Origin of the sequence: Thalassolituus alkanivorans (genome assembly GCF_020447205.1) — a bacterium.
GTDB classification, from domain to species: Bacteria; Pseudomonadota; Gammaproteobacteria; order Pseudomonadales; family Oceanobacteraceae; genus Venatoribacter; species Venatoribacter alkanivorans.
Genome location: NZ_JAJAEL010000037.1, coordinates 193,452 through 218,371, shown reverse-complemented (window position 1 = coordinate 218,371; position 24,920 = coordinate 193,452). Strand labels below are relative to the sequence as shown.

General features: G+C 54.4%; 24 protein-coding genes and 1 tRNA gene. 11 read left to right on the top strand and 14 right to left on the bottom strand.

Annotated elements, in window-relative coordinates; all coding sequences use genetic code 11:
* Window positions 1-46: 46 nt before the first annotated feature.
* The gene (locus tag LGT44_RS13945; RefSeq protein ID WP_186436005.1) at window positions 47-643 is read right to left on the bottom strand and encodes a YajG family lipoprotein; all 597 of its coding nucleotides are present in this window, start codon (window positions 641-643) and stop codon (window positions 47-49) included.
* Entirely contained in the window at window positions 636-1,424 is a 789-nt protein-coding gene (gene yaaA / locus LGT44_RS13940; protein WP_145470324.1) for a peroxide stress protein YaaA, read from the bottom strand. The genes LGT44_RS13945 and yaaA overlap by 8 nt, the downstream gene beginning before the upstream one ends.
* A gap of 72 nt (window positions 1,425-1,496) precedes the next feature.
* Here yaaA and LGT44_RS13935 point away from each other — a divergent pair, with 72 nt between their 5' ends.
* From LGT44_RS13935 to LGT44_RS13920, 4 genes are all read left to right on the top strand, one after another.
* A complete protein-coding gene (locus tag LGT44_RS13935) occupies window positions 1,497-2,192 on the top strand; it encodes an adenosylcobinamide amidohydrolase (RefSeq protein ID WP_230331448.1) in 696 nt (231 codons plus the stop codon).
* A gap of 254 nt (window positions 2,193-2,446) precedes the next feature.
* The gene (locus LGT44_RS13930; protein WP_145470320.1) at window positions 2,447-3,757 is read left to right on the top strand and encodes an acyl-CoA dehydrogenase family protein; all 1,311 of its coding nucleotides are present in this window, start codon (window positions 2,447-2,449) and stop codon (window positions 3,755-3,757) included.
* A 15-nt stretch (window positions 3,758-3,772) separates the two neighbouring features.
* Entirely contained in the window at window positions 3,773-4,978 is a 1,206-nt protein-coding gene (locus tag LGT44_RS13925; protein ID WP_230331472.1) for an acyl-CoA dehydrogenase family protein, read from the top strand.
* Window positions 4,979-5,096: 118 nt separating this feature from the next.
* Window positions 5,097-6,971: a long-chain-acyl-CoA synthetase gene (locus tag LGT44_RS13920; RefSeq protein ID WP_230331449.1), complete on the top strand. Its 1,875-nt coding sequence runs from the start codon at window positions 5,097-5,099 to the stop codon at window positions 6,969-6,971.
* Window positions 6,972-7,002: 31 nt separating this feature from the next.
* On the opposite strand, the gene LGT44_RS13915 is transcribed toward LGT44_RS13920, so the two are convergent.
* The gene (locus LGT44_RS13915; RefSeq protein ID WP_230331450.1) at window positions 7,003-9,354 is read right to left on the bottom strand and encodes a PAS domain S-box protein; all 2,352 of its coding nucleotides are present in this window, start codon (window positions 9,352-9,354) and stop codon (window positions 7,003-7,005) included.
* A gap of 412 nt (window positions 9,355-9,766) precedes the next feature.
* Here LGT44_RS13915 and purE point away from each other — a divergent pair, with 412 nt between their 5' ends.
* The 3 genes from purE to LGT44_RS13900 all read left to right on the top strand — a co-directional run bounded on the left by purE (window position 9,767) and on the right by LGT44_RS13900 (window position 11,957).
* Entirely contained in the window at window positions 9,767-10,261 is a 495-nt protein-coding gene (gene purE / locus LGT44_RS13910) for a 5-(carboxyamino)imidazole ribonucleotide mutase (protein WP_145470314.1), read from the top strand.
* 61 nt (window positions 10,262-10,322) lie between these two features.
* Window positions 10,323-11,393: a 5-(carboxyamino)imidazole ribonucleotide synthase gene (locus LGT44_RS13905; protein WP_230331451.1), complete on the top strand. Its 1,071-nt coding sequence runs from the start codon at window positions 10,323-10,325 to the stop codon at window positions 11,391-11,393.
* Between the two features lie 9 nt (window positions 11,394-11,402).
* The gene (locus tag LGT44_RS13900; RefSeq protein ID WP_230331452.1) at window positions 11,403-11,957 is read left to right on the top strand and encodes a DUF2058 domain-containing protein; all 555 of its coding nucleotides are present in this window, start codon (window positions 11,403-11,405) and stop codon (window positions 11,955-11,957) included.
* Between the two features lie 148 nt (window positions 11,958-12,105).
* Here LGT44_RS13900 and LGT44_RS13895 read toward each other — a convergent pair whose 3' ends face one another.
* From LGT44_RS13895 to LGT44_RS13885, 3 genes are all read right to left on the bottom strand, one after another.
* Window positions 12,106-12,408 carry a hypothetical protein gene (locus LGT44_RS13895; protein WP_230331453.1) on the bottom strand — a complete coding sequence of 101 codons (303 nt, stop codon included), beginning with the start codon at window positions 12,406-12,408 and terminating at the stop codon, window positions 12,106-12,108.
* A gap of 157 nt (window positions 12,409-12,565) precedes the next feature.
* A complete protein-coding gene (locus tag LGT44_RS13890; RefSeq protein ID WP_230331454.1) occupies window positions 12,566-13,075 on the bottom strand; it encodes a ClbS/DfsB family four-helix bundle protein in 510 nt (169 codons plus the stop codon).
* 184 nt (window positions 13,076-13,259) lie between these two features.
* The gene (locus LGT44_RS13885; RefSeq protein ID WP_230331455.1) at window positions 13,260-14,594 is read right to left on the bottom strand and encodes an APC family permease; all 1,335 of its coding nucleotides are present in this window, start codon (window positions 14,592-14,594) and stop codon (window positions 13,260-13,262) included.
* A gap of 224 nt (window positions 14,595-14,818) precedes the next feature.
* Between LGT44_RS13885 and LGT44_RS13880 the strand changes: the two genes are divergently transcribed.
* Genes LGT44_RS13880 through LGT44_RS13865 form a run of 4 tightly spaced genes read left to right on the top strand, consistent with a single transcriptional unit; the run spans window position 14,819 to window position 19,174 of the window.
* Window positions 14,819-15,988 carry an efflux RND transporter periplasmic adaptor subunit gene (locus tag LGT44_RS13880; protein ID WP_230331456.1) on the top strand — a complete coding sequence of 390 codons (1,170 nt, stop codon included), beginning with the start codon at window positions 14,819-14,821 and terminating at the stop codon, window positions 15,986-15,988.
* On the top strand, window positions 15,985-16,755 hold the full coding sequence (locus LGT44_RS13875; RefSeq protein WP_230331457.1) for an ABC transporter ATP-binding protein: 771 nt from the start codon (window positions 15,985-15,987) through the stop codon (window positions 16,753-16,755). The genes LGT44_RS13880 and LGT44_RS13875 overlap by 4 nt, the downstream gene beginning before the upstream one ends.
* Complete coding sequence (locus LGT44_RS13870) at window positions 16,752-17,969, top strand: ABC transporter permease (RefSeq protein ID WP_222428599.1); 1,218 nt, start codon at window positions 16,752-16,754, stop codon at window positions 17,967-17,969. The genes LGT44_RS13875 and LGT44_RS13870 overlap by 4 nt, the downstream gene beginning before the upstream one ends.
* Before the next feature lie 8 nt (window positions 17,970-17,977).
* The gene (locus LGT44_RS13865; RefSeq protein ID WP_230331458.1) at window positions 17,978-19,174 is read left to right on the top strand and encodes an ABC transporter permease; all 1,197 of its coding nucleotides are present in this window, start codon (window positions 17,978-17,980) and stop codon (window positions 19,172-19,174) included.
* 101 nt (window positions 19,175-19,275) lie between these two features.
* Here LGT44_RS13865 and LGT44_RS13860 read toward each other — a convergent pair.
* The 8 genes from LGT44_RS13860 to infC all read right to left on the bottom strand — a co-directional run bounded on the left by LGT44_RS13860 (window position 19,276) and on the right by infC (window position 24,919).
* Window positions 19,276-19,352: transfer RNA gene (locus LGT44_RS13860), tRNA-Pro, on the bottom strand.
* Between the two features lie 107 nt (window positions 19,353-19,459).
* Window positions 19,460-19,828, bottom strand: a complete 369-nt coding sequence (locus LGT44_RS13855; RefSeq protein WP_145470294.1) for a MerR family transcriptional regulator — start codon at window positions 19,826-19,828, stop codon at window positions 19,460-19,462.
* Window positions 19,806-20,111, bottom strand: a complete 306-nt coding sequence (gene ihfA / locus LGT44_RS13850) for an integration host factor subunit alpha (protein WP_015487305.1) — start codon at window positions 20,109-20,111, stop codon at window positions 19,806-19,808. The genes LGT44_RS13855 and ihfA overlap by 23 nt, the downstream gene beginning before the upstream one ends.
* 1 nt (window position 20,112) lies before the next feature.
* Window positions 20,113-22,506, bottom strand: a complete 2,394-nt coding sequence (pheT, locus tag LGT44_RS13845; RefSeq protein WP_230331459.1) for a phenylalanine--tRNA ligase subunit beta — start codon at window positions 22,504-22,506, stop codon at window positions 20,113-20,115.
* Window positions 22,507-22,532: 26 nt separating this feature from the next.
* Complete coding sequence (gene pheS / locus LGT44_RS13840; protein ID WP_145470290.1) at window positions 22,533-23,537, bottom strand: phenylalanine--tRNA ligase subunit alpha; 1,005 nt, start codon at window positions 23,535-23,537, stop codon at window positions 22,533-22,535.
* A gap of 139 nt (window positions 23,538-23,676) precedes the next feature.
* A complete protein-coding gene (rplT, locus tag LGT44_RS13835; protein ID WP_230331460.1) occupies window positions 23,677-24,030 on the bottom strand; it encodes a 50S ribosomal protein L20 in 354 nt (117 codons plus the stop codon).
* 21 nt (window positions 24,031-24,051) lie between these two features.
* Window positions 24,052-24,246, bottom strand: coding sequence for a 50S ribosomal protein L35 (gene rpmI, locus LGT44_RS13830; RefSeq protein ID WP_145470287.1), 195 nt, complete (start codon window positions 24,244-24,246; stop codon window positions 24,052-24,054).
* Window positions 24,247-24,376: 130 nt separating this feature from the next.
* Window positions 24,377-24,919: a translation initiation factor IF-3 gene (infC, locus tag LGT44_RS13825; RefSeq protein ID WP_371736697.1), complete on the bottom strand. Its 543-nt coding sequence runs from the start codon at window positions 24,917-24,919 to the stop codon at window positions 24,377-24,379.
* Window position 24,920: the final 1 nt, after the last annotated feature.

Sequence of the window (24,920 nt, the reverse complement as noted above, 5' to 3'; positions counted from 1 at the left end):
CGGAATATTCCGGGCTTTTTTTATGCATCAGTCATGCTGTAAAAAATCAGCCCTGCACCGTCACATTCAGTGCCTGCTGCAGTTCTTTATCGTTAAACATGTGCTGCCACAGTTTATCCAGAACCTCGTTCACCCATTTCTGGTTATATTCCACCGCTGGTGACGCCGCCAGAGAGCGGGTTTCGTTGGCGCTGTATGGCTTGGTGAAGGTTTTTCCGTTATCCATAACGGTAATCATAAAGCGCATTTTCATGCCGCATTCGTTTACGATCGCGCCTTCATTACACTGATAAGAAAACTCTTCAACCGTCAGCTGTACACGCACCGGATCAACCGGGCTGGCAGAGCCAAAACCCAAAGATTTCAGCGACTCCTGCATGCGTGCCGTTAACACATCGCTTAATGGTTTTTCTGACAGCAGCGGAGAATTTTCCGGTGCCCGGCCACCGCGGTGTCCCAGCACATCGGCGCCTTGTCCGCGCTCATCCACTACCCGCACCAGGGCATCACGCTGAATAGCCGGCATGCCGCCGGGTACACTGACGCTTTCATTCAGGGCAATGGTTTGTGGTGCCAGTACACAACCACTCAGACCCGCCGCCATAGTGCCAGTTAACAGGCTGGCGATTACTAACTTACGCATTCGGAATATCCTTCTCTGCTCGTTTAAATACCCAGGTATCGCCGCGCGAATCTTCGGCGCTGAAGCGATAACCTGCCACATCAAAATCCTGCAGGGCTTCAGCCTTTTGCAGCTGCCTGCGGATAATATAAGCCGTCATCAGACCGCGGGCTTTTTTCGCGTAAAAACTGATGATTTTATACTGGCCGTTTTTTTCGTCTTTAAAGACCGGTGTAATCAGGCGGGCGTTCAGTTTTTTCGGCTGCACCGATTTAAAATATTCATTCGATGCCAGATTAACGACCACATCTTTACCCTGTTGTTCCAGCTCACGGTTAAGTGCCTCAGTAATGGTGTTACCCCAGAAGCTGTACAGGTCTTTACCACGGGCATTATTCAGTTTGGTGCCCATCTCCAGCCGGTAAGGCTGAATTAAATCCAGCGGTCGCAGTAAACCATACAGACCACTTAAAATACGTACATGATTCTGGGCAAAATCCAGCTGCTGCTCATCCAGTGTGTCGGCCTGCAGGCCGGTATAGACGTCACCTTTAAAGGCCAGAATAGCCGCCTTGGCATTGTCGGCATTAAACGGCAGACGCCAGTCGTGGTAGCGTTGCACGTTCAGTTCCGACAGCGCCGGGCTGAGTTTCATCAGCGCGCTGACATCATCCGGAGAATACTGTTTAAGCACATCCACCAATTCGGCAGAATGTTGCAGAAAATCGGCCTGGGTTGCTTTTGCCGTGGTCGGCGGCGTGTCAAAATCCAGCGTTTTCGCCGGTGACAGTAACGTCAGCATGCGGGCATCCTGTAAATGAAAATTGTGCCTATCATAACGAGTCCCATCCCATGACCCAAATAGAGTCCGCCTATGTCCCTGCTTAAACAGGATAATCAGGGCGGAATCCGCTTTGCACACAGCACCACTCATATCGCTCTGACGCTACCTGAGCCCTGGACGGTGCTGAGTTCTGCGGTACTCAACGGCGGCTTTACCAGCACCCACAGCCTGCTGAACCTGCGTGTCGATCAGCATGCGCCGCCCCCCTGGCCGCCGGCAGAACAAAGCCTGCAGCAACAGGCTGAACAGCTTATGCTGCCTGCACCCTGCTGCGGCATGATGACCGCCGCCTCCATGCAATCACTGGGCTACAGCAGCCTGAGCCTGAAACAACTGCGCGCCGAATGCTGGGTAACCGCCGGACTTTCCAATTTGCGCCGCAGCGGCGATCCGGCCGATGCTTTTAACGGTGCCGGAACCATTAACATCTGGCTGCTGCTGCATTTTGCCCTGACCCCGGCGGCCATGGCTGAAGCCCTGATCCAGCTGACCGAAGCCAAGGTGACCGCCATCCGCGATGCCGGTTTACTCAGCCCGTTATCCAGCCTGCCCGCCAGCGGTACCGGCACCGACAGTCACGCCGTCATCTGCCCGCCGCACTCCGGCGCAGAAGGTCCCCTTGCCTTTTGCGGTAAACATACAACCGCCGGCGAGTTGATTGGCCGTGTGGTGCTGGATGCCTGTGAGCAGAGCATCGGCCACTGCTTACGCGCGGCAAACGGCTGACACAACCGCCTCCCACCGGCTGAACTGCCGCAATATGACCACTTTGCCCGGCAGCAACTGACACCTCTGCCAATGCGCCACCGGCGCCAAACTGCGAACCTGCCAACGCTGCCTGTGTTTTATTCTGCCAGGCAGAGGGCCGGTCGCGCTGCATCTCCCCCGCAAAACCCCATCGCAACACCCCGTCGCGATACCGCCACCGCAGCGTCCGGCCCAAACAATAATTACAACGATCCACACTGAGGGCAGATTGTATGGCTAAAGATATTCAGGGACTGGGCCTTGGCCTGGCCAGTCGCTTTGCCGGCAGCCGTTGGGCAGAAAAATACGGGCTGCGTAAACCCGCCGAGCGCATCGCTTACCTTTCCACCCGTGCCGGTTTTAAGTTTGCCGGCGAGATGATGCAGAAGCGTGCACAAAAGCAGGACAGCACCCGTGGCGAACGTCTGCCGGAACGCAAGCCCCAGGCACTGTTTGATCTGAGCTTAAGTGAAGAGCAACAGATGATCCGCGACAGCGTGCGCTCCTACGCGGAAGAGGTTGTGCGTGGTCTGGCCCACGACGCCGACGAAAACCTGCAACTGCCCGACAGTTATCTGCAGGACGCCATGGCCCTGGGTCTGAATCTGTTCTCGGTGCCCGAATCCCTGGGTGGTGCGGCACAAAGCTACAGCCCGACCACCAGCGCCATCATTGCCGAAGAACTGGCCTGGGGAGATTTCACCCTGGCCTATGCTGCCCTCGCCCCCGTAGGTGTGGCCAACGCACTGGTTCGCTGGGGCACACAGCAACAACAGCAACGCTGGTTGCCACTGTGGCTGGCCGAGCAACCGGTAACCGCCGCCATTGCCCTGCAGGAACCGCATCCACTGTTCGCCCCCGATAAGCTGACCTGCAGCGCAAAAAGCAATAAGCAGGGCTATGTGCTGAATGGCGTGAAAACTCTGGTGCCTTTTGCCGGTAACGCCGATCTGTATCTGGTTGCCGCACTGCTGAATGGCAAACCACAACTCTTTATTGTGCCCGGCGACAGCCATGGCCTGAACTTTACCCGCAGCCCGGCGATGGGTCTGCGCGCCGCCGCCACCGGCACCCTGACACTGGATAAAGTGCAGGTAAATGTCGATGCCCTGCTGGGTGGTGAAGACAGTGATTTCGATTACCGCGCCTTTGTCGATCTTGGCCAGTTGCACTGGTGCGCCCTGGCCATTGGCACCTGTCAGGCGGCACTGGATTACCTGATTCCTTACTGCAACGAGCGTGAAGCCTTCGGCGAGCCCATCAGTCACCGTCAGTCAGTGGCCTTTATGATCGCCAATATCGCCATCGAACTGGAATCCATGCGCCTGCTTACCTGGCGTGCGGCCGCACTGGCCGAACAGGGTCAGCCATTCCACCGCGAAGCCTATCTGGCCCACGTTCTGTGTGCCGACAAGGCCATGGAAATCGGCACCAATGCCGTGCAACTGCTCGGCGGCCACGGCTTTACCAAAGAACATCCGGCTGAGCGCTGGTACCGCGACCTGCGCATTCTGGGTTGTGTTAACAGCGGTCTGCACCTGTAAGGAGAACAGCACATGATGAATCTCGAAATCCCGAAGAAATTCCGCCCGCTGGTCAATCAGGCCCGTCAGGTTGCCGAAAATGTCTTCCGCCCGATCTCGCGTAAATATGACCGCGCCGAACACGCTTATCCGGTCGAGCTGGATATGCTGGCCGCTATTATGGATGGCATGAACGACGGCACCCTGGGCGAAGGCGCTGGTGCCGGAAAACTCAAACAGGATAAGAAAAAAGCCGACGGCATCGTTAACAGCACCAATATGACCACGGTACTGGGGCTGCAGGAACTGTGCTGGGGTGATGTTGGCCTGTCATTAACCCTGCCACGCCAGGGATTGGGTAACGCCGCGATTGCCGCAGTGGCCAATGACGAACAGCTGGCCCGTTTCGGCAAAAAATGGTCCGCCATGGCGATTACCGAACCGGGCTGCGGTTCTGATTCGGCTGCCATCCGCACCACCGCCATCAAAGACGGCGATCATTATGTGCTGAACGGCGAAAAGATTTACGTCACCTCCGGTGAGCGTGCCGAAGCCGTGGTGGTCTGGGCCAGCCTCGACCGTAATATCGGCCGCGCGGCAATTAAATCCTTTGTGGTGGAAAAAGGCACCCCGGGCATGGAAGTGGTGCGCCTGGAAAAGAAACTCGGCATTAAAGCTTCCGACACCGCCGCCATTACCTTTACCGATTGCCGTGTGCCTGCGGCCAACCTGCTGGGTTCACCGGAAATTAATGTCGATCAGGGCTTTGCCGGTGTCATGCAAACCTTCGACAACACCCGCCCGGTGGTTGCCGCTATGGCCGTCGGCGTGGCTAAAGCCGCCCTCGACCGCACCCGCGAGCTGCTGAAAGAGTACGGCATCAGCGCCGGCTACCGCACCAGCATTAAAAACAGCAGCCAGATCGAAGCGCAACTGTACCGCTACGAAGCCGACTGGGAAGCCGCACGTCTGCTGACTTTAAAAGCCGCGTGGATGGCCGATAACGGCATGCCCAATTCGAAAGAAGCGTCGATGTCAAAAGCCAAAGCCGGGCGCAGTGCCAACGCCATTACCTTAGGCTGTGTCGAGCTGCTCGGTTCTCTTGGTTACAGCGAAGATGAATTACTGGAGAAATGGGCGCGGGATTCAAAAATTCTCGATATTTTTGAAGGCACACAGCAAATTCAGCAACTGATTATTGCCCGCCGTTTATTGGGTAAAAGCTCAGCCGAATTGCGCTGATTTGCACACTATTCAGAGGTGCCCTAGATAAAACCTGACATAAATCCTGTGGCCCGGCCAACAGGATTTATGTCATTCTCAATTTCATAACTATAAATACATCACCAAGGTCAGATTCATGAATCGTTCAGCGACTACCCGCCTGCCCGCCGAAGGCATGAGCCAGCCGCCACTGAAGCCGCGCACTGTCAGTCTGGTTAATATTATCCGCAGCGCCATCAGCGGATTGCCGGATATCGGCGTTACCCTGAAAGGCGTACTCGCCCTGGTAACCACCAAGCCGGAAAAAAACAAATCCATTGGTTTATTGCTGGAGCAACACGCCGCCCGCCAGCCGGATCATATCGCCATCCGTTATCAGCAGCAGCGCATCAGCTACCGTCAGCTGAACGAAAAAGTGAATCAGCTGGCCCACTATTTTGCCAGTCAGGGCATCAGCCATGGTGATACCGTAGGCGTTATGCTGGAAAACCGCCCGGAAACCCTGCTGGCCGTACTGGCTACGGTAAAACTCGGTGCCATTGCCAGTATGTTTAATACCTCCCAGCGCGGTGAAGTTCTGGAACACAGCATTAATCTGGTAAAACCAAAATTGCTGGTTGTTGGTGAAGAAATGCTGGGCAATATGGCAACGGTAGAACATGCCCTGCCTGCTGCATTAAAAATGCAATTATATTTCTGGCAGGATGGTGCTGACAGTCAGCACGAATGTCCGGGGCATTATCAGAACCTGGAGCAGGTCATCGCCTCACAGGAACAAAATAATCCGGCCAGTACACAACAGGTAAAAATGCATCAGCCCTGCTATTACATTTTCACTTCCGGCACCACCGGCCTGCCAAAAGCCTCGGTGATGAGTCATTACCGCTGGTTTAAATCGATGGCGGGCATGGGCCTGGCGTCGATGAAATTACGCAAAGACGATGTACTCTATGTCAGCCTGCCGCTTTACCATAATAATGCGCTTACCGTATCGATGGCTGCGGTATTGGGCGCTGGTGCCTGCATTGCGATTTCACGCAAATTCAGTGTCTCGCGTTTCTGGGATGAAATCCGCGAATACGGCGCCACCGGTTTTTGTTATATCGGCGAATTGTGCCGTTACCTGCTGAATACAGCGCCCTCAGACAAAGACCAGCAGCATAATATCCGCGTGATTATCGGCAACGGTCTGCGCCCCGATATCTGGATGGAATTCAAGCAGCGTTTCAATATTAAACATATCAACGAATTTTACGGCGCCAGCGAATGCAATCTGGTATTTACCAATGCGCTAAATCTGGATCAGACTGCCGGTATCTGTCCGCTGTCTTACAACATCGTGGCTTACGATATTGAAAATGACGAACCCCTGCGTGATAAAAAAGGCTTTATGCTGCCGGTTAAAAAAGGCGGCACCGGCCTGTTAATTACCGAGGTCAACGATAAGCAGCCGTTTGAAGGTTATACCGACGCCGAAGCGAGCCAGAAAAAACTGTTCCGTGATGTATTTAAAAAAGGCGACTGCTGGTTTAACAGTGGTGATCTGGTGCTGAACCAGGGTTTTAAACACGTCGCTTTTGCTGACCGTCTGGGGGATACCTTCCGCTGGAAAGGCGAAAACGTGGCCACCACTGAGGTGGAATCCATTCTGATGGAATTTGCCGATATTGAGCATGCGGTGGTGTATGGCGTGGAAGTGCCACACACCGATGGCCGTGCCGGCATGGCAGCCCTGACCTTGCGCGCCGGGGCCGACATCAACTGGAATGCTCTGACCCTGCACCTGCGGGAAAAATTACCGGCCTACGCCATCCCGCTATTTTTACGCCTGCGTCCACAGGAAGAAGTTACCGGTACCTTTAAGTACCGCAAAGTGGAATTAAAAGACGAGGCTTTCCATCTGGCCAAAGTCAGCGATCCGCTGCTGGTGCTGAGCAATAAAAATGAGCCTTATCAGCCATTAACACCGGCATTAGAGCAGGCCATTAATAACGGCCAGCTCAGCCTGTAAAGCGCACTTTTACACCGACAGCCCACAGCAATTATTGCTGTGGGCTGTCAATCATATCGCCCAGCGCCTGCAGGTCGAAGGGCTTGGTCATATAACCATCGACACCGGCATCCTGTGCCTGACGGATCTGATCCGGCAAAGCATCAGCACTGACCCCATAAATACGCGCATGGCGTAACTCCGGCATAGCGCGTAATTTTTTCAGCACATCCAGACCATGAATATCCGGCAGACGCATATCCAGCAGAATAACGTCCGGTGCATGCTGCTGCGCCATATCCATCCCTTCGCGGCCGGTACGGGCAATAGCAACGTGGACGTTATCACGGCGCTTCAGCCCCAGCTCAACAAAGCGGGCATTAATCGGGTTATCTTCGATATAAAGCACACGCCGCTGATTATCGCTCTCCCCATGCTTTTTCGCTGAGGTCACAGCGCTGAAAGCAGGCTGAATAGCATTAAACGAGTACATCGGTGCCGCCTGCGGCAGCTCCAGCCAGAAACAACTGCCCTCACCTTCTTCACTGCTGAATGCCAGTACACCGTTCATACGCTGTGCCAATACCCGGCTGATTGCCAGACCCAGACCACTGCCCTCAACCCCGCTTTGCTGGGCGCCCAGACGCTGAAACGGCATAAACATATCGGCCTGATGTTCCGCCGCAATGCCACAGCCGGTATCACGTACACTGATCCGTACACGCTCGCTTTCCGCCGGCTCAATGCGGATATCCACACTGCCACCCTCGCAGTTATATTTGATCGCATTGCTGAGCAGGTTCAGCACAATCTGCTTACAGCGTACCCGGTCGGCGCAGACCCAGGGCTCAGCAACCGCGCTGTGCATGCGGATACGGATACCGCGGGCAAACGCATCCGCACGTACCAGCTCCTGACACTCCTCCAGCAATGCCAGCAAGCCGACCGCTTCGTTCTGCGGTTCGAGGATATGTCCTTCCAGCTTCACCAGATCCAGCACCTGATCAACCAGCGCCACCAAATGTTTACCGGCACGCTCAATCAGATCGATGGCTTCATTCTGCTCAGGAGTCTGCAGTTCCGGCTTCAGCAGCTGACTGAAACCAATCACCGCATTTAACGGCGTGCGCAACTCATGGCTGAGCCCGGCGATAAAACGCGCGTTATCGGTCAGTGTCTGGAGGTGTTCACCTGCGGCCGCAGAGCGGTTACCGGCAATTGCGGATACCGGTGCAGAAACCGTGGCACTGTGCGGACTGGCGGTCAGTAATATCAGTTTCTGCCCGTCTTGCTGATGGGTCTGTAATTGCAGCTGCCAGGGTTCTTCGATATGGCGCGACGCTGCTAATTCTTCCTGCAACTGAAAACGGCGGAACCAGTCAACAAAGCGCTCCGATTCCAGTAACTGCACATTACAGCCTTTCAACGAGCGCGCACTCAGGCCAAAACGGCGGGCGTAGGCATCGTTGGCCTGCAACACTTCACCATCGGCGGTTAATAATGCCAGCGGCTGTGGTAACACGTTCAGCAGATGCACATCAGCCTCTGCTGCCGGGTGACTGAGCACCGGCAGCGCCGAAATATCCAGGCGGATGGCAACAATACCCATGGCTTCACCGGACGCATCACGCAGAACATTCTTGCTGGTCAGAAAACTGATGGTACTGCTGCCGTGGTTATTATCATGTTTACCGGCAACGCCTTCCTGACGGGTACCGATAAAGGGCTCGATAAATACCCGTGCACCATCGGCGTGGCTCACTTCCTCATCACTGCGCTGTTGTAATACCGCCCATTGTGGCGAAAACAATTCGGCATCGCTGCGCCCGACGGCATCACGGGAACGGATACCCAGCAGGCTTTCGGCGCGATGATTAAGCAACAGATAACGGCCCTGCATATCCTTAACCGTTACCGCAGCGGGGGTGTGATCCAGCACACTGCCAAGCCAGACCTGATCACGCGCTTGCTCATGGCTGTGGCCGCTCAGTGAGGCAGTCAGATCGTGCACAATCGCAGTAAAACTCGGTGAACCATCCAGATTCATTTCGCTTACCGACAGATGCAGCAAAAACTCCTCACCGTTTTTACGCAGCCCCGGTAACTCGCGGCCACGCCCCATTACGGTGGCGTGGCCTTCGCGCAGATACTGCTCGATATATCCCTGATGACGCTGGCCATGACGGGCCGGCATCAGCATCGCAATGTTCTGGCCCAGTAATTCCTCTGCTTCATAACCGAAAATACGGCAAAGCGCCGGATTACAGGCCTGAATATCTCCTTCACTGTTAATACTGACAATCCCTGCGGCAGCCGTATCAAACAACACCTGATACAGCTCGCTGTCGTTTTTCATATTAAGGCGGGTCACCATCTGTCTGACCCGGCCATAAAGACCTGGCATCCGTTTCAACTCCTCAGGCTATGCCAACAACAATCTGGCCCCACATTCCGCTTCATCCGGAATTTGATTATAATTTACTCAACTGTAGACCACTAATCCACACAAAGTAAATGGTTTTAGTCCTTACAGGAAGAGCCAGTCAGGCCAGAAGCAGAAGATTTTTTGTCTGCTGCAAGAGCATGACTAATGCCGACAAGGCATAAATACTGGCTTTTCAGACCTGACAACCACATATCTGCCCCAGCCCCCTGTTCACCCTGATCCAGAAACTGAATCTGCTTGAAAGCGCTGACCCCGCTTTCCTGCCCCCGTATCCGCTTAATCATGCTGTAAACCTTGTGATAGAATGCGCCGCTTTCCTGCACCGGCCGCCACTTTGGCTGCCCTGACTGAATTCAACGAGGATGACCCGATGACCGTAGCGGTTGGTATCATCATGGGCTCTAAGAGCGACTGGCCCACCATGCAACACGCAGCAGATATGCTGGATAAACTGGGCGTGGCCTACGAAGTAAAAGTGGTGTCTGCCCACCGCACCCCGGATCTGCTGTTTGATTACGCCAAAACCGCTCAGGGCCGCGGCATTAAAGTCATCATCGCCGGTGCCGGTGGCGCTGCTCACCTGCCGGGCATGTGTGCCTCCCAGACCTCGTTGCCGGTACTCGGCGTGCCGGTTAAATCCCGCGCCCTGAGCGGCCTGGATTCGCTGTTGTCCATCGTACAGATGCCTGGTGGTGTTGCCGTTGGTACTCTGGCCATCGGTGATGCCGGTGCGAAAAACGCCGGTCTGCTGGCCGCCCAGATTCTGGCCACCAGCGACAACGACCTGCTGGCCAAAATCGACGCCTTCCGCGCCGAACAGACCGACAGCGTGCTGGCTGAACCCGATCCGCGCACCGCACTGTAAGCGTTAACGACCTATCCGGGCCCGGTACTGCCGGGCCCGACTTTTCTGAGAGTGAAGAAGCATGAAAATCGGTATTTTAGGTAACGGCCAGCTGGGCCAGATGCTGTCTGACAGTGTGCAGGACATCAGCGATATTGAAGTATCGCTGTACGATCTGCGTGCCCACAGCGACGAAGCTCTGGATGCGTTTCTCGCCAGCGTTGAGCGCGTATCGTTCGAAACCGAAAATATCCCGGCACACATCGTTGCCCGTCTGGAAAGCGTTGCCGACAAGCTGTATCCCAGCCTGAAAGCACTGAAAACCTTCCAGAACCGTCTGCTGGAAAAAATCGCCCTTCGTGCCGCCGGTATCGACACCGCCGATTTCTGTGCCGTTAATTCACTCGACGATCTGCGCGCCGCAGTAGAACAGCTGGGCCTGCCCATCGTGCTGAAAACCACCACCGAAGGTTACGACGGTAAAGGTCAGTATGTGCTGCGCAGTCCGGCCGATGCCGAACCAGCCTGGGCCGCCATTGGTGGACGTGAACTGATCGCCGAAGCCTTTGTCAGCTTTGAGCGCGAAACCTCCGTCATCGCCAGCCGCGACGTTAACGGCAATATGGTGATCTGGCCGATGACCGAAAACGTACACCACGAAGGCATTCTGCGTTACTCGCTGTTCCCGGCCGCCGACCTCAGTGCCGAAAAAGCGCAACAGGCCGAGCGCTATATCCGCCAGCTGGCCGACAGCCTCGACTATGTAGGCACCATCACGCTGGAACTGTTCGACACCGCAAGCGGCCTGGTCGCCAACGAAGTGGCACCGCGCGTACACAACTCCGGCCACTGGTCGATTGAAGGCGCCGCCACCAGCCAGTTCCGCAACCATATGCTGGCCATTGCCGGCCGCGCCCTGGGCGATACCACCGCCAAATACCCGGCCGTTGCCATGCTAAACGTGATCAGCGATGAAACTCCGGCCGAAAAAGCCGCCACCATCGGCAACGCCTTCCGCCACTCCTATGGCAAAGAAGCGCGCCCGGCGCGTAAGCTCGGCCACGTTACCGTGGTTGCCGCCGACGTTAACGAACGCGACAACACCATCGACCAGCTGGCAGATTTAATTCCTGCCGGTGTATGGCAACGCTGAGGAATTATTATGGCCAAGTCATTACAGGAACAGCTGCTCGCCGCCGGTCTGATCGACAAGCAAAAAGCGAAAAAAGCCGCCAAAGAACTGAAAAAGCAGGATCACCTGCAGCGTACCGGACAAGACAACCAGATCGACGAAGCCAAGGCCAAAGCCGACGCTGCGCGTAAAGAAAAAGCTGAGCGCGACCGCGAACTGAACCAGAAAAAGGAACAGGAAGCACAGCAAAAAGCCATTGCCGCTCAGGTGCGTCAGCTGGTTACCACCAACGCCATTAAAAGCGAATATGCCGATATTAAATATCAGTTTGTTGATGGCAAAAAAGTGAAATCCATTTACGTTGACCAGGCCATCTGGGACCGCTTAAGCCGCGGCCAGCTGGCGGTTATCGCATTGGATTTACCGGGCGAGAAAAAATACGAAGTACTGCCACTGCAGATTGCTGAGAAAATCCGCCAGCGCAAAGATAATCACTTTATTTATATTGCAGAAAGCACCGCCGATGCGATGGATGAAGATGATCCGTATGCAGCGTATCAGATTCCGGATGATCTGATGTGGTGATAAACGGTTAAAAAAAGCCCGCTGATGCGGGCTTTTTTATGGCTGCCCTCTCGTTCCTACGCTCCGCGTGGGAATGCAACTGTGTCCGCAAGGACTCCCACGCAGAACATGGGAGCCAGACGAGAGCATGGGAGCCAGATGAAATCTGCTACTCGCAGCGATGCATACTTTCAAGCCACACCTGATACCGCTCTTTTGCCCTGTCAGTAACCCGAATGGTTTTACCGGCAACCCATGCCGGGCTGTATCTGCGGTTCAGTATGGCAATATTGATTGTCTCGCCCTGATCGGAAGTACAGCCATCACCGCCCATACAGCGCAGATTCCGCAGCCAGCGCTTGTCCTGAAAGTAATATGAATGCCCGTTACGGGTGAGTTTCACAAGATCAATCAGTACCTCGCCGTTTCCCGGTTCAATATAAGCCAAAAGCTCGCGAATCTTATGTTTCATAGGGATTGTGCTTCATAGCGACTAAGATTTCATATTTGTTTCCAAGTGACAATTCAATCACTGGATTCATTATTCTGCATCCATTAAAGCGGGGGACAACCTCAGTGTGAATTAAAATAGTTATTCTATTTATTTTTAATCTGTCCTTAACGCTTTTTTATAAAAATTCTCGCTTGAAACGCCGAACTTTTGTACGCATATTTTTCATAGGAGATGACGTATTGAACTGAATCATGCGACCAAGAGTCCATTGTTCATACCAAGCAACACCATACAGATCATGATCAGTTAAACCTGAAATAAGTAAAAGTATTTCATTTATCGTAGACTCTAATTCAACAAGCAGATCATCGTATTTCCAGTCACGATACTCTTCGTGAAAATGTTCAGCGAGTAGACCCAGTTGATTCCATTTATAACCCGTTTCAGGGAAATCCACATGCTGACTTTTAGATTTCATGTGATGCCATTTAAGAACAAGTTTCCCCCAACCAATCAAGTAAGCAACCGTATCACTAACGCTAATCATCGTACCCTTAATGTTTCCCTCGACCGCGGATTTACGCGCTTTGCTTTCTGGAATGGAGCGATAATCAGCCATTAGTTTTGGAAATACTGAGTTTATGGCCAGCTCTAATTCCTCCTTGTTCTTGGGTACAGAAGACAATATAGATCTCCATTCACATAACAATCTATTAACGTGCATGCGTATTTATTAGCGGCGGTAGTCAGGCCTTGCACGTAAATTTACAAGCCAAATCCACAAACTGTTGATTTGAATATCAAATAAGCTAACACCGGCCTGAAAAACGAGCAAGCGCGAATAAGCCACTCCTCTACAGGCATCGCAGCTATGGATTGCTGTTATAACCGCGCACCGCATTCACCCGCGCAAACACCAGAGCACCCAGCGTTAACAAGCCATACAGCACCAGCATAAAGATCAGTTGTTCAGGGTTTTCGGTGTATTCAAAATGCAGAATCAGGCCGCCACCGATAGCCAGACCAATAATGGATAACAGGGTAATAAACAGCGATGAGTCGGTCAGCTTGCGGATGCGGAAGTTGGCGATGGCCATTAACAATGACACCAGTAAGAAGGTAACGCTGCCGAATTCGAGTATTACTTTTAAGCCACCGGCCAGAATCAGCGCCATCGCTAATACCGCCATCATGGCGATGGCCGCCACCGGTATATTATTGCTGCGTTTTTCCAGACTTTTAGGGAAGAAGCCATCACCGGCAATCACCGCCACCTGGCGTGAGGCTCCGAATAAGGTGCCGTTAATGGCACTGCTGGTTGCCAGAACTGCCCCCAGTACCACAATATCGGCGCCGATATGGCCGAGTATTTTTCCGGCTCCGGCGGCCAGTGCGTATTCTTCGTTGGCGATAATATCGGCGGCAGGAATGGCGAGAATGGCGGCCACAGCGATTACCACGTACAAAATGATGGCAATAACGATGGCGCTGTAAATTGCGCGCGGAATATTTTTATCGGGGTTTTCCATTTCTTTTACCGCATTAATCACCAGCTGAAAGCCTTCGTAAGCCACAAAGGTAACGGCCGCAACGGTAAGAATATTGAGCCAGGAGAATTCAATCTCCGGATGCACGAGCAGTTCAGTCAGGCTGCTTTCGCGGTGCAGCAGTAAAATCACGGCAATCAGCAGCAATAAAGCCAGTTTGCTGTACACCATAATGTCTTCGATTTTACCCATGCCGCGCACACTCCAGACATTAACCAGAGTGAAGAGTGCAATCACTCCACAAGCCACGGCTTTACGCAGATCGTCATTACCAGCAAAGCCGGTGCCGCTTAAGGCATAGGAAGAAAAGGTGTAGGCATAGAGGGCAATGGTGCTGATATAACCGAAAATCACATACCAGCCAATCAGCGCGGCGGCCAGTGGCGAGTTGGGAAAGGTACGTTTAAAAAAGCCATAGGTCGCGCCTTCATCGCGGTAGTACACGCCCAGTTTTACGTAAGAATAAGCGGCCAGCGCGGCGATTATACCGCCGGCCATAATCGCCAGAGGCGTATAGGGGCCGATCAGAGCAACGGAAATACCGAGAATGGTAAAAATGCCACCACCCACCATACCGCCCAGAGCAATGGCGATCAGCTCAGGGAGCCCCAGCGCTTTGCCTTGGCTGCGTACGCTGAACCAGTGGGGTAATTTCATAGGGGCTCCGGGCGGAATATCGGTGATAAATAATAACGGTAACAATGAGCATGACAATATGGGCATGACAATGACAGAGCGTGAACCCGAGCTGAACTGATGGTGCCCGATAAAAAAGGAATTGTGTTGCAGCAGCACGAATAATCCTATGACTTATATCACTGGGCAAGCATATGAAAAAGCTCTAAGGTAACTCCTCAGCTGCCGCAACAGGACGTTATACCGTGAAAAAACTGCTGATATCCGCTGGCGTTCTTGCCGCTTTAATTGCTGCTTTTATGCTGCGCCCGGCCAAACCCATTGAAGTACGCATGAGCCAGGCCGCTCCGGGACTGGTCGAAGCACTGGTGTCCAATACCCGCTCCGGCACGATTAAGGCCTGTCAGCGCTCCCGCCTGTCTCTGGCGCTGGGCGGCCAGGTGAATCATTTATACGTTGATCAGGGCGATAAAGTCGAAGCCGGCGCGTTATTGCTGGAATTATGGAACGACGATTTAAAAGCCGCGCTGGAGCAAAGCAAGGCACAGGTGCGCATGGCGGAATTAAATAAAGCCTCCGCCTGCCGCCAGGCTCAGGCCGATGAGCGCGAAGTAAAACGCCAGCGTGAATTATTCAAAAAGCAGTTGGCCTCGGCCGAACAGCTCGACCGGGTAGAAACCAGTGCCGAAATTACCCGTTTAAGCTGCCAGCAGAATGAAGCCCAGGTGCAGAATGCCAAAGCCAGCGTGGCGGTGCAGCAGGCACGTTTGGCGCAGACACAATTGCGCGCGCCGTTCGCCGGTATTGTTGCCGAAGTGAATGGCGAAGTCGGCGAATACGCCACCCCTTCTCCGCCAGGTGTTGCCACACCACCCGCCATTGATCTGATCGACGAGCGCTGCCTGTATGTGCGCGCACCAATCGACGAAGTGGACGCCTCAGTCATCCGCGTCGGTATGGATGCACGGGTTACGCTCGATGCCTTCCGCGATCAGGCCTTTACCGGCAAGGTCAGCCGCATTGCCCCTTACGTGGAAGATAAAGAAAAACAGGCACGCACCGTGAATGTGGATGTCACCTTAAATGCCCTGCCCGACGATGTGCAGCTGCTGGTTGGTTACAGCGCCGATATTGAAGTGATTACCGCCACCAGTGAACAGACCCTGCGTATACCCAGCGAAGCGTTGCTGGAAGGTAATCATGTGCTGACCCTGGCCGCTGACGGTAAAACCCTGCAGAAAAAAGCGCTGACTCTGGGCCTGAGTAACTGGACCTGGACCGAAGTAAAAGAAGGCTTAGACGCTGACCAGCCGGTGTTGCTATCGCTTGATAATCCGGCGGCGGTCGATGGTGCCGAAGTGCGTGTATTAAATGACATGGATGCGCTGCACACTGACAAGGCTGCCAAGCCATGAAAGAGGCTGCCATGAAAGCGGCTGGCATAAATCCCGCAGCCGATGCCCTGATCCGCGTGCAGGGGGTGAATAAAACCTTCCTGCTCGGTGATGAGCCGGTACACGCGCTGAATAATATTGGCCTGAGCATTCAGGCCGGTGAGTATTTATCGGTGATGGGGCCATCCGGTTCCGGTAAATCTACCCTGCTGAATATGCTCGGCCTGCTGGATGTACCGGATAACGGTCAGTACTGGCTGAACGGTGCCGATACCGTGCCCATGAGTGAAGAACAGCGCGCAGTTTATCGCCGCAGTCACATCGGCTTTGTTTTTCAGTCGTACCATTTAATTCCGCGTTTAAGTGCCAGCGAAAATATCGAGCTGCCGTTAATTCTGGCCGGTATTGCTCCGGCAGAACGCAAACGCCGGCTGGCACCGGTGATTGAGCGTCTGGGCCTTGGTAGTCGCGCCGGGCATTTACCCAATCAGTTATCCGGCGGCCAGCGTCAGCGGGTGGCCATTGGCCGCGCCATTATTATGAAACCGCGCCTGCTGCTCGCTGATGAACCAACCGGCAACCTCGATAGCCAATCCGGTGCTGAAGTTGTACAACTGCTGGAAGAGCTGAATGCCGACGGCATTACCTTAATTGTGGTTACCCACGACGCCGATCTGGGCCGCCGCGCCAGCCGCCGTATCCGCATGGTGGATGGCGTGATCGTAAGCGATGACCGCACGTCTTCTTCAGACGCTCAAAGCCGTACAGATCAGAGCGACGCGCCATGATCCGCACCCGCGACCAGCTTAATTTCAGCATCCGCGCCCTGCTGCGCCAGCGTTTCCGCACGCTGATGCAGCTGATTGCGATGTCGATTGGTGTGCTCGCGGTAGTGCTGTTAACCGGCCTCGGTGAAGGCGCGCGCCAGTATGTGCTGGGCGAGTTTTCGGTACTGGGAAAAGATATTCTGATTATGCTGCCGGGGCGCAAAGAAACCTCCGGCGGTATGCCCCCCATGACCGGCGAAGGCACCCGCGATATTACCCTGCAGGATGCCCAGAGCCTGTTGCGCCTGCCCGAAGTGGAACGCATTGCGCCCCTGGTGGTCGGTAATGCCGAAATATCACGCGGCGCACGCAGCCGCGAAACTCTGGTGCTGGGCACCAACAATGCTTTCTTTGATATCCGCCATATTCAGCTGGCGCGCGGCCAGATTCTGCCTGACCTGCCCCTCGATCAGCCAAGCCCGGTCTGTGTTATCGGCACCACATTAAAACAGGAACTGTTTGCTGCCGAACCGGCACTTGGCCAGTGGGTTGGCATCGACACTTACCGCTGCCGGGTGATTGGTATTCTGGCCGATACCGGCACCGGCCTCGGCATGAACATGAGCGAAGCGCTGATCATGCCGGTGGCCAGCAGTATGCAGCTGTTTAATACCGAAGGCGTGTTCCGGGTGATGATTGATGTGCGCTCGGCGATGGGCATGGGCGTGTTAAGCCGCCAGATCGAAGACATTATGCGCGAGCGCCATGACGGCCAGCTCGACGTCACCCTGATTACTCCCGACTCCCTGCTGAAAGCCTTCGACAGCATTCTCTCGGTGCTGACCTTTGCCATTGCCGGTATCGGCGCCATCAGCCTGTTTGTCGCCGGCGTACTGATTATGAATATGACGTTAATTACCGTATCGCAGCGCACCGCCGAAATCGGCCTGCTGAAAGCGCTGGGGGCGTCCAGCCGCGAAGTACGCCAGCTGTTCGTAACCGAAGCGGTGATGCTGTCGTTGTTTGGCGCCCTGCTTGGCACCCTGCTGGCAGAAATTCTGTTATGGCTGGTACGCATGCAGTATCCGGAAATTCCCTTTGCCGCACCGCTCTGGGCGACGGCCGCCGCGGGCGCTATCGCCGTAGGCTGCGGCTTTCTGTTTTCCTGGATTCCCGCCAGCCGCGCCGCTCATATGGCACCGGTAACCGCCCTGCAACATCAGAACGGCAAATAGGAGGCCCAATGCACAGTGCTGACTGGTTACATCTGGTGTTTTCCTCAGTGCGTTACAACCCGTTGAAAAGCCTGCTCACCGCGTTGGGCATCGCCATCGGTATTGCCGCCGTGACCCTGCTGACCTCGCTGGGCGAAGGCGTACGCATGTATGTGATGGATAACTTCTCGCAGTTCGGCACCCGCATTATTGCCGTCAGTCCGGGTAAGAACGACACCTCCGGTATGGGCGGAGTACTCAACTCGGTACGCCTGCTGACCATGGAAGATTACCGCAGCCTGATTAACCTGCCCTACGCCGAGCATGTGGTCGCCAGCGTACAGGGCACCGGCCCGATTGAATTTGGTGAACGGGTACGCAACACCGATATCTATGGCACCACACCCAGCATGGTGCAGGCCTGGGATTTTCCGCTGGCCAGCGGGCGCTTTCTGCCGGAAGCCCAGGGCGGTAATTCGCGCGCCTTTGTCGTGCTTGGCCATAAGGTCTGGCAGGAATTATTTAAAGGCAGCAATGCGCTGGGGCAGTTTATCCGCGTTGGTGGTCAGCGCTTCCGCGTAATTGGTGTGATGAAACCCAAAGGCAGCATGCTCGGCTTTGACCTCGACGACATGGTCTACATTCCCGCCGACCGCGCACTCACGCTGTTTAACCGCGAAGGATTAATGGAAGTGGACGTGGTGTTCTCCGCCGCCACCACCTCAGAAAATATGCGCGACATTGTGCGCAAACGGCTGATTGAGCGCCACGGCCAGGAAGACTTTACCATCGTCACCCAGGACGAAATGCTGGAAAGCCTGAACAGCATTCTGTCGGTGCTGACCATGGGCGTTGCCGCGCTCGGCTCCATCTCATTACTGGTCGGCGGCGTCGGCATTTTCACCATCATGACCACCAATGTACGCGAGCGAACGCCGGAAATTGGTCTGCTGCGCGCCATTGGCATTTCCCGCCGGCAACTGCTCAGCCTGTTTCTTGGCGAAGCCGTTTTATTATCGGTTATTGGCGCCCTCGCCGGCATGTTTGGCGCCCTCGCCCTGCTCGCCATCACTGGTTTAATAATGCCGGATTTCCCGATACAACCCAGCCCGCTGTACCTGATAATTTCCCTGATTTTTTCCGCCCTGATTGGCTTAATGGCCGGCATGGGCCCGGCGTGGCAGGCGGCTAAATTAAGTCCGATTGAGGCGCTGAGGGATGAATAAAAGCGGGATAAAAAAGATTTATTATTAAGCGCTGTTCAGTGCAATAAAAACAAAAAAGGCCAATCATCGCTGACTGGCCTTTTTATAGGAATTCTGAAAATTGGTCGGGACGGCGGGATTCGAACTCGCGACCCCTTGCACCCCATGCAAGTGCGCTACCAGGCTGCGCTACGCCCCGACACATGTTCAGAAACAAGCTGAAAAGCCGCTTATGAACGCGTTCAAGTATACTTAAGCCACTGAAAAGTTAAAGATTTTTTTAGAATGCAAGCCGGTACGGGAGGCTCAGGAATGGCTGTCCGGGGTAAGTAAATCGGCCAGTTCTTTAAGCTCGGCAATCATGTTTTTGATGAGCGCCTGATCCATCGCCACGGCATTGGATTCACCCTCTTCACTCAGACGCTGGCGGGCACCACCGATGGTGTAGCCTTCGTGATAGAGCAAAGCGCGGATTTCACGTACAAGAATCACATCCTGACGCTGGTAATAACGGCGGTTGCCACGGCGTTTCACCGGGCTGAGTTGCGGAAATTCCTGTTCCCAGTAACGCAGAACATGAGGTTTCACATCGCACAATTCACTCACTTCACCAATGGTGAAATAGCGCTTGGCGGGAATGGGGGGGAGTTCGTTATTGTGGCTGGGTTCCAGCATATGCCTCTACCCGAACCTTAAGTTTTTGCCCCGGCTTAAAGGTCACAACGCGACGGGCGGAGATAGGGATTTCTTCGCCTGTTTTTGGATTGCGACCCGGCCGTTGACGCTTATCACGCAGGTCGAAGTTGCCGAAACCCGACAACTTCACCTGCTCATTACGGCTTAAGCTATCGCGGATCTCATCAAAAAAGAGATCCACCATATCTTTCGCCTCGCGCTTGTTGAGACCAAGATCTTCGAACAGTTTTTCTGCCAGTTCTGCTTTGGTCAAAGCGGTCATGCTAACCCCTTAGCGTTGCTCCCAGACTCTCTTCAAGATGAGCCAGTACTGATGAAACAGAATCGTTCACTTCTTCATCAGTTAATGTGCGCGAAGGATGCTGCCAGGTCAACCCCAAAGCCAGACTTTTTCTATCTGGATCAATGCCTTTGCCGACATACACATCAAACAGGTTGAGCTTTGTCAGGTAATCCCCTGCTTTCGCACGGATTGCCTGTAAAACCTGATCAACCTGTACATCCTGAGCAACCACCAGAGCCAGATCGCGGCGCATTTCCGGGAACTTCGACAGTTCGGAGAAATCCGGAATCGCAATCTCACGCACAGCCGCCAGATCCAGCTGCACCAGATACAGCGCCTGCTTAACGCCCAGAGGCTTCTGCAGGCTCGGATGCAGCGCACCCATTACGCCAACTTCCTGCCACTGACCGTCCGCGTCGAGCTTTTCGATGCGAGCGGTCTGGCCCGGATGCAGTGCAGGATGGCTTGCCGCAACAAAACGGTAGCGGCTCAGCTGACCGGTACGTGCCAGCAGAGATTCCACATCGCCTTTGGCATCAAAGAAATCGACGCCGGCATCGGTATCAGCCCAGGACTGCGGCAGGCGGTTACCGGTCAGGGCGAAGGCCAGGGTCGGAATCTGATCCAGCTGACCATCGGCCTGTGGCACAAAGCGCAGGCCGGTTTCAAACAGACGCACACGCGGCTGCTGACGTTTGAGGTTGTAGCTGACCGCCTGTACCAGACCGGCGAGCAGATCGGTACGCATTACCGACATTTCCGCCGAAATCGGGTTCAGCAGTGCAATCGGTGCATGGTCAGGGTCCATGGATTTCTGCAGCTGAGGTTCAACAAAGCTGTAGGTAATGGCTTCCTGATAACCGCGCGCCACCAGATGACGACGCAGATCGCCCATGCTCAGGCGGTTTTCAGCCACGCGCGCCAGCGGCGAGGCCGCACTTGGCAGACGCACCGGCAGACGCTCGTAACCGTAGATACGGGCCAGTTCTTCGATAAGGTCGGATTCAATCGCCATATCGAAGCGGTAGCTTGGTGCAACCACATCCCAACCATCGTCGGTTGCCGTCAGCTGCATACCGAGACGGGTGAGGATGTCTTCAATTTCGCTATCGGCAAGTTTCAGGCCCAGAATCAGCTCGGCACGGGCACGACGCAGGTGAATGGTCGGCGCTTTTGGCAGATGCGCTTCACTTGCCACTTCCACCACAGGTCCGGGCTGACCACCGCAGATATCCAGCAGCAATGCTGTCGCACGCTCCATGGCTTTGGCCGCCAGGTTGTAATCGACACCACGCTCAAAGCGGTGGGAAGAATCGGTATGCAGGCCATAGTTACGGGCACGGCCGGCAATCGCCAGCGGTGCAAAGAAAGCCGCTTCGAGCAGCAGATCCTGAGTATCGTCCGCCACACCGGAGTGCTCACCACCCATAATGCCGGCAATGGCCAGCGGTTTGGCGTGGTCGGCAATCACCAGGGTATCGGCGTTCAGTTCAACGTCCTGGCCATCAAGCAGCGTCAGTTTTTCGCCCTGCTCTGCCATGCGTACACGGATGCCACCGTCAATCTGTTTCAGATCGAAAGCGTGCATCGGCTGACCCAGCTCCAGCATCACGTAGTTGGTAACATCAACTACCGGATCAATGGAGCGGATACCGCCACGACGCAGTTTTTCCACCATCCACAAAGGGGTAACGGCTTTTACGTTCACGCCTTTGACGATACGGCCCAGATAACGCGGGCACTGCTCGGCTGCCGATACTTCGATGGCGGGTTTATCGTCGATAGCAGGCGCGACAGCGTTAACGACCAGCTCGGTCAGATCGGCTTTGTTCAGTACGCCCACTTCACGTGCCAGACCGGCCATACTCAGGCAGTCAGCGCGGTTCGGGGTCAGATCCACTTCGATGATGGTATCGTCGAGGTTCATATATTCGCGGAAATCGGCGCCAACCGGTGCGTCTTCCGGTAATTCCATCAGACCATCGGAGCTTTCGGCCATACCCAGCTCGGCTTCGGCACACAACATGCCGAAAGATTCGACACCGCGCAGTTTGGCTTTTTTGATTTTAAAGTCGCCAGGAAGCACCGCGCCGATTTTCGCAAGCGGGATCTTCAGGCCGGTACGGACGTTCGCCGCACCACAGACAATCTGGAAGGTTTCATTACCGTCGGTCACCTGACACAGGCTGAGCTTGTCGGCATCCGGATGTTGTTCGCGGCTGACCACCTGGCCCACCACAACGCCGGAGAACATACCGGCAACGGCTTCTACGCCGTCGACTTCGAGGCCTGCCATCGTTACCTGGGCGGCCAGTTCTTCAGTGCTGACAGCCGGCTGCACCCACTCGCGTAACCATTGTTCGCTGAATTTCATGTTGTACTAAATCCTGTAATAAGCGATTAACGGAACTGCTGCAGGAAGCGCAGATCATTTTCGAAGAACAGACGCAGGTCGTTAACGCCGTAACGCAGCATCGCCATACGCTCCATTCCCATACCAAAGGCAAAGCCGGTGTACTCTTCCGGATCGATGCCTACATGGCGGAACACCTCCGGGTGCACCATGCCGCAGCCGCCAATTTCCAGCCAGCGGGTTTTGGTGCCTTCCGGGGTTTCAATCACCCATTCAATGTCGATTTCGGCAGAGGGTTCGGTAAACGGGAAATACGACGGACGCAGGCGCACCTTGATGTCTTTTTCAAAGAAGGCGGCCATAAATTCCTGCAGAATGCCTTTCAGGTCGGCGAAGCTGACGCCTTTATCAACCAGTAACCCTTCCATCTGGTGGAACATCGGGGAGTGGGTCTGATCGTAATCGCAGCGGTAAACACGGCCCGGGCAGATAATACGCAGCGGTGGTTGCTGGGCTTCCATGGTGCGCACCTGTACCGGCGAGGTGTGGGTACGCAGCAGACGTCCGGCGTCAAAATAAAAGGTGTCGTGCATAGCACGCGCCGGATGGTGCGACGGAATATTCAGCGCTTCGAAGTTATGGAATTCGTCTTCGATTTCCGGACCTTCCATCACCTGGAAGCCGGCACCGGCAAAAAAGGATTCGATACGTTCGATGGTGCGGGTAACAGGATGCAGACTGCCTTCCTGCATTGCTCTGCCCGGCAGAGTAATGTCGATGGTTTCAGCGGCCAGCTTGGCATCCAGAGCGGCACTTTCCAGCAGTTGTTTACGCTGGCTGATTGCATTCTCAACCTGGTCTTTGGCTTCGTTGATGATCGCACCCATTTTCGGACGATCTTCCGGCGCCACGCTGCCAAGGTTTTTCATCAGGGAAGTGATTTCCCCTTTTTTGCCCAGAAATTGAACCCGTACCTGATCCAGCGCCGCTACATCTTGCGCTTCACTTACGGCGGCCAGGGCTTGCTGTGTCAGGGCCTCAAGGTTTTCCATCGTTGCTATCCATCAATTGACGTCAGATTGACAAAAAAATAGGGGAATCACCTAGATTACCTAAGCTCATCCCCTATTTCGCAGGCGTTGGTCAGAGCTTACACACTGACCATTACCGTTTTCCGGCTAAGCGGTGAAATTACAGGCTGGACTTGGCTTTTTCAACCAGAGCCGCAAACGCTGCTTTTTCGTTAACCGCCAGATCAGCCAGTACTTTACGGTCAATTTCAACAGCGGCTTTTTTCAGGCCGTTGATGAACTTGCTGTAAGACAGACCGTTAATACGTGCACCGGCGTTGATACGCGCGATCCACAGCTGACGGAACTGACGCTTACGCTGACGACGGTCGCGGTAAGCATACTGACCAGCTTTGATCACAGCTTGTTTAGCTACACGGAATACACGGCTACGCGCACCGTAATAACCTTTAGCCTGCTTCAGAATTTTCTTGTGACGACGACGAGCGATCACACCACGTTTTACACGAGCCATAGTTTATCTCCTGAATACCGATTAAAGATTAGGCAGCATGCGTGCTACCAGCTTAACGTCAGAGGCGTGAACCTGAGACATACCGCGCAGATGACGCTTACGCTTGGTGCTCTTTTTGGTCAGGATGTGACTACGGAACGCACAACGGTGTTTGAAGCCGTTCGCGGTCTTCTTGAAGCGCTTGGCTGCGCCGCTCTTAGTTTTGATTTTAGGCATTGTGTTACTCCAAAAGGTTATGGTGCATACAGAAACTAAGACCCTGTATAACACCTGCCATAATGAGCAGTCGGTAGAACGCATAAACCCGGCACTGAGCCGGGGTTATGTGATTCATTTAGGAACCAGACTACTTCTTCTTACCCGGGGCGATGACCATCACCATTTGACGGCCTTCCATTTTCGGGTGTTGTTCCACAGTGCCGAGTTCCTTCAGGTCCTCTTCAATGCGTTTCATCAACTCCATCCCGATATGCTGGTGAGCCATCTCACGACCGCGGAAGCGCAGAGACACTTTCGCTTTATCACCACCCTCAAGGAAACGTGTCAGATTACGTAATTTAATCTGATAATCACCTTCTTCAGTGCCCGGACGGAACTTCATTTCCTTAATCTGGACCTGATGCTGGCGTTTTTTGGCTTCGGCTTTTTGCTTCTTCTCTTCGTAAAGCTTCTTACCGAAGTCCATCACCTTACATACGATCGGATCGCCATCTGAAATCTGTACCAGATCCAGGGCTGCTTCTTCCGCCATACGCAAAGCGTCTTCAATACTGACGATACCAACCTGGCTTCCATCGGCGCCGATCAAACGTACCTCGGTTGCACGAATTTGATCGTTAATGGCAGCTCGATTGTCTTGACGGCCGCCCTTTCTGTTATCGCGTCTGATG

What these genes read in the sequence shown, in the direction of transcription:
- LGT44_RS13945 (WP_186436005.1), bottom strand. Translation starts at nt 643, where the DNA reads ATGCGTAAGTTAGTAATCGCCAGCCTGTTAACTGGCACTATGGCGGCG.
- yaaA (WP_145470324.1), bottom strand. Translation starts at nt 1,424, where the DNA reads ATGCTGACGTTACTGTCACCGGCGAAAACGCTGGATTTTGACACGCCG.
- LGT44_RS13935 (WP_230331448.1), top strand. Translation starts at nt 1,497, where the DNA reads ATGTCCCTGCTTAAACAGGATAATCAGGGCGGAATCCGCTTTGCACAC.
- LGT44_RS13930 (WP_145470320.1), top strand. Translation starts at nt 2,447, where the DNA reads ATGGCTAAAGATATTCAGGGACTGGGCCTTGGCCTGGCCAGTCGCTTT.
- LGT44_RS13925 (WP_230331472.1), top strand. Translation starts at nt 3,773, where the DNA reads ATGAATCTCGAAATCCCGAAGAAATTCCGCCCGCTGGTCAATCAGGCC.
- LGT44_RS13920 (WP_230331449.1), top strand. Translation starts at nt 5,097, where the DNA reads ATGAATCGTTCAGCGACTACCCGCCTGCCCGCCGAAGGCATGAGCCAG.
- LGT44_RS13915 (WP_230331450.1), bottom strand. Translation starts at nt 9,354, where the DNA reads ATGCCAGGTCTTTATGGCCGGGTCAGACAGATGGTGACCCGCCTTAAT.
- purE (WP_145470314.1), top strand. Translation starts at nt 9,767, where the DNA reads ATGACCGTAGCGGTTGGTATCATCATGGGCTCTAAGAGCGACTGGCCC.
- LGT44_RS13905 (WP_230331451.1), top strand. Translation starts at nt 10,323, where the DNA reads ATGAAAATCGGTATTTTAGGTAACGGCCAGCTGGGCCAGATGCTGTCT.
- LGT44_RS13900 (WP_230331452.1), top strand. Translation starts at nt 11,403, where the DNA reads ATGGCCAAGTCATTACAGGAACAGCTGCTCGCCGCCGGTCTGATCGAC.
- LGT44_RS13895 (WP_230331453.1), bottom strand. Translation starts at nt 12,408, where the DNA reads ATGAAACATAAGATTCGCGAGCTTTTGGCTTATATTGAACCGGGAAAC.
- LGT44_RS13885 (WP_230331455.1), bottom strand. Translation starts at nt 14,594, where the DNA reads ATGAAATTACCCCACTGGTTCAGCGTACGCAGCCAAGGCAAAGCGCTG.
- LGT44_RS13875 (WP_230331457.1), top strand. Translation starts at nt 15,985, where the DNA reads ATGAAAGAGGCTGCCATGAAAGCGGCTGGCATAAATCCCGCAGCCGAT.
- LGT44_RS13870 (WP_222428599.1), top strand. Translation starts at nt 16,752, where the DNA reads ATGATCCGCACCCGCGACCAGCTTAATTTCAGCATCCGCGCCCTGCTG.
- LGT44_RS13865 (WP_230331458.1), top strand. Translation starts at nt 17,978, where the DNA reads ATGCACAGTGCTGACTGGTTACATCTGGTGTTTTCCTCAGTGCGTTAC.
- LGT44_RS13855 (WP_145470294.1), bottom strand. Translation starts at nt 19,828, where the DNA reads ATGCTGGAACCCAGCCACAATAACGAACTCCCCCCCATTCCCGCCAAG.
- ihfA (WP_015487305.1), bottom strand. Translation starts at nt 20,111, where the DNA reads ATGACCGCTTTGACCAAAGCAGAACTGGCAGAAAAACTGTTCGAAGAT.
- pheT (WP_230331459.1), bottom strand. Translation starts at nt 22,506, where the DNA reads ATGAAATTCAGCGAACAATGGTTACGCGAGTGGGTGCAGCCGGCTGTC.
- pheS (WP_145470290.1), bottom strand. Translation starts at nt 23,537, where the DNA reads ATGGAAAACCTTGAGGCCCTGACACAGCAAGCCCTGGCCGCCGTAAGT.
- rplT (WP_230331460.1), bottom strand. Translation starts at nt 24,030, where the DNA reads ATGGCTCGTGTAAAACGTGGTGTGATCGCTCGTCGTCGTCACAAGAAA.
- rpmI (WP_145470287.1), bottom strand. Translation starts at nt 24,246, where the DNA reads ATGCCTAAAATCAAAACTAAGAGCGGCGCAGCCAAGCGCTTCAAGAAG.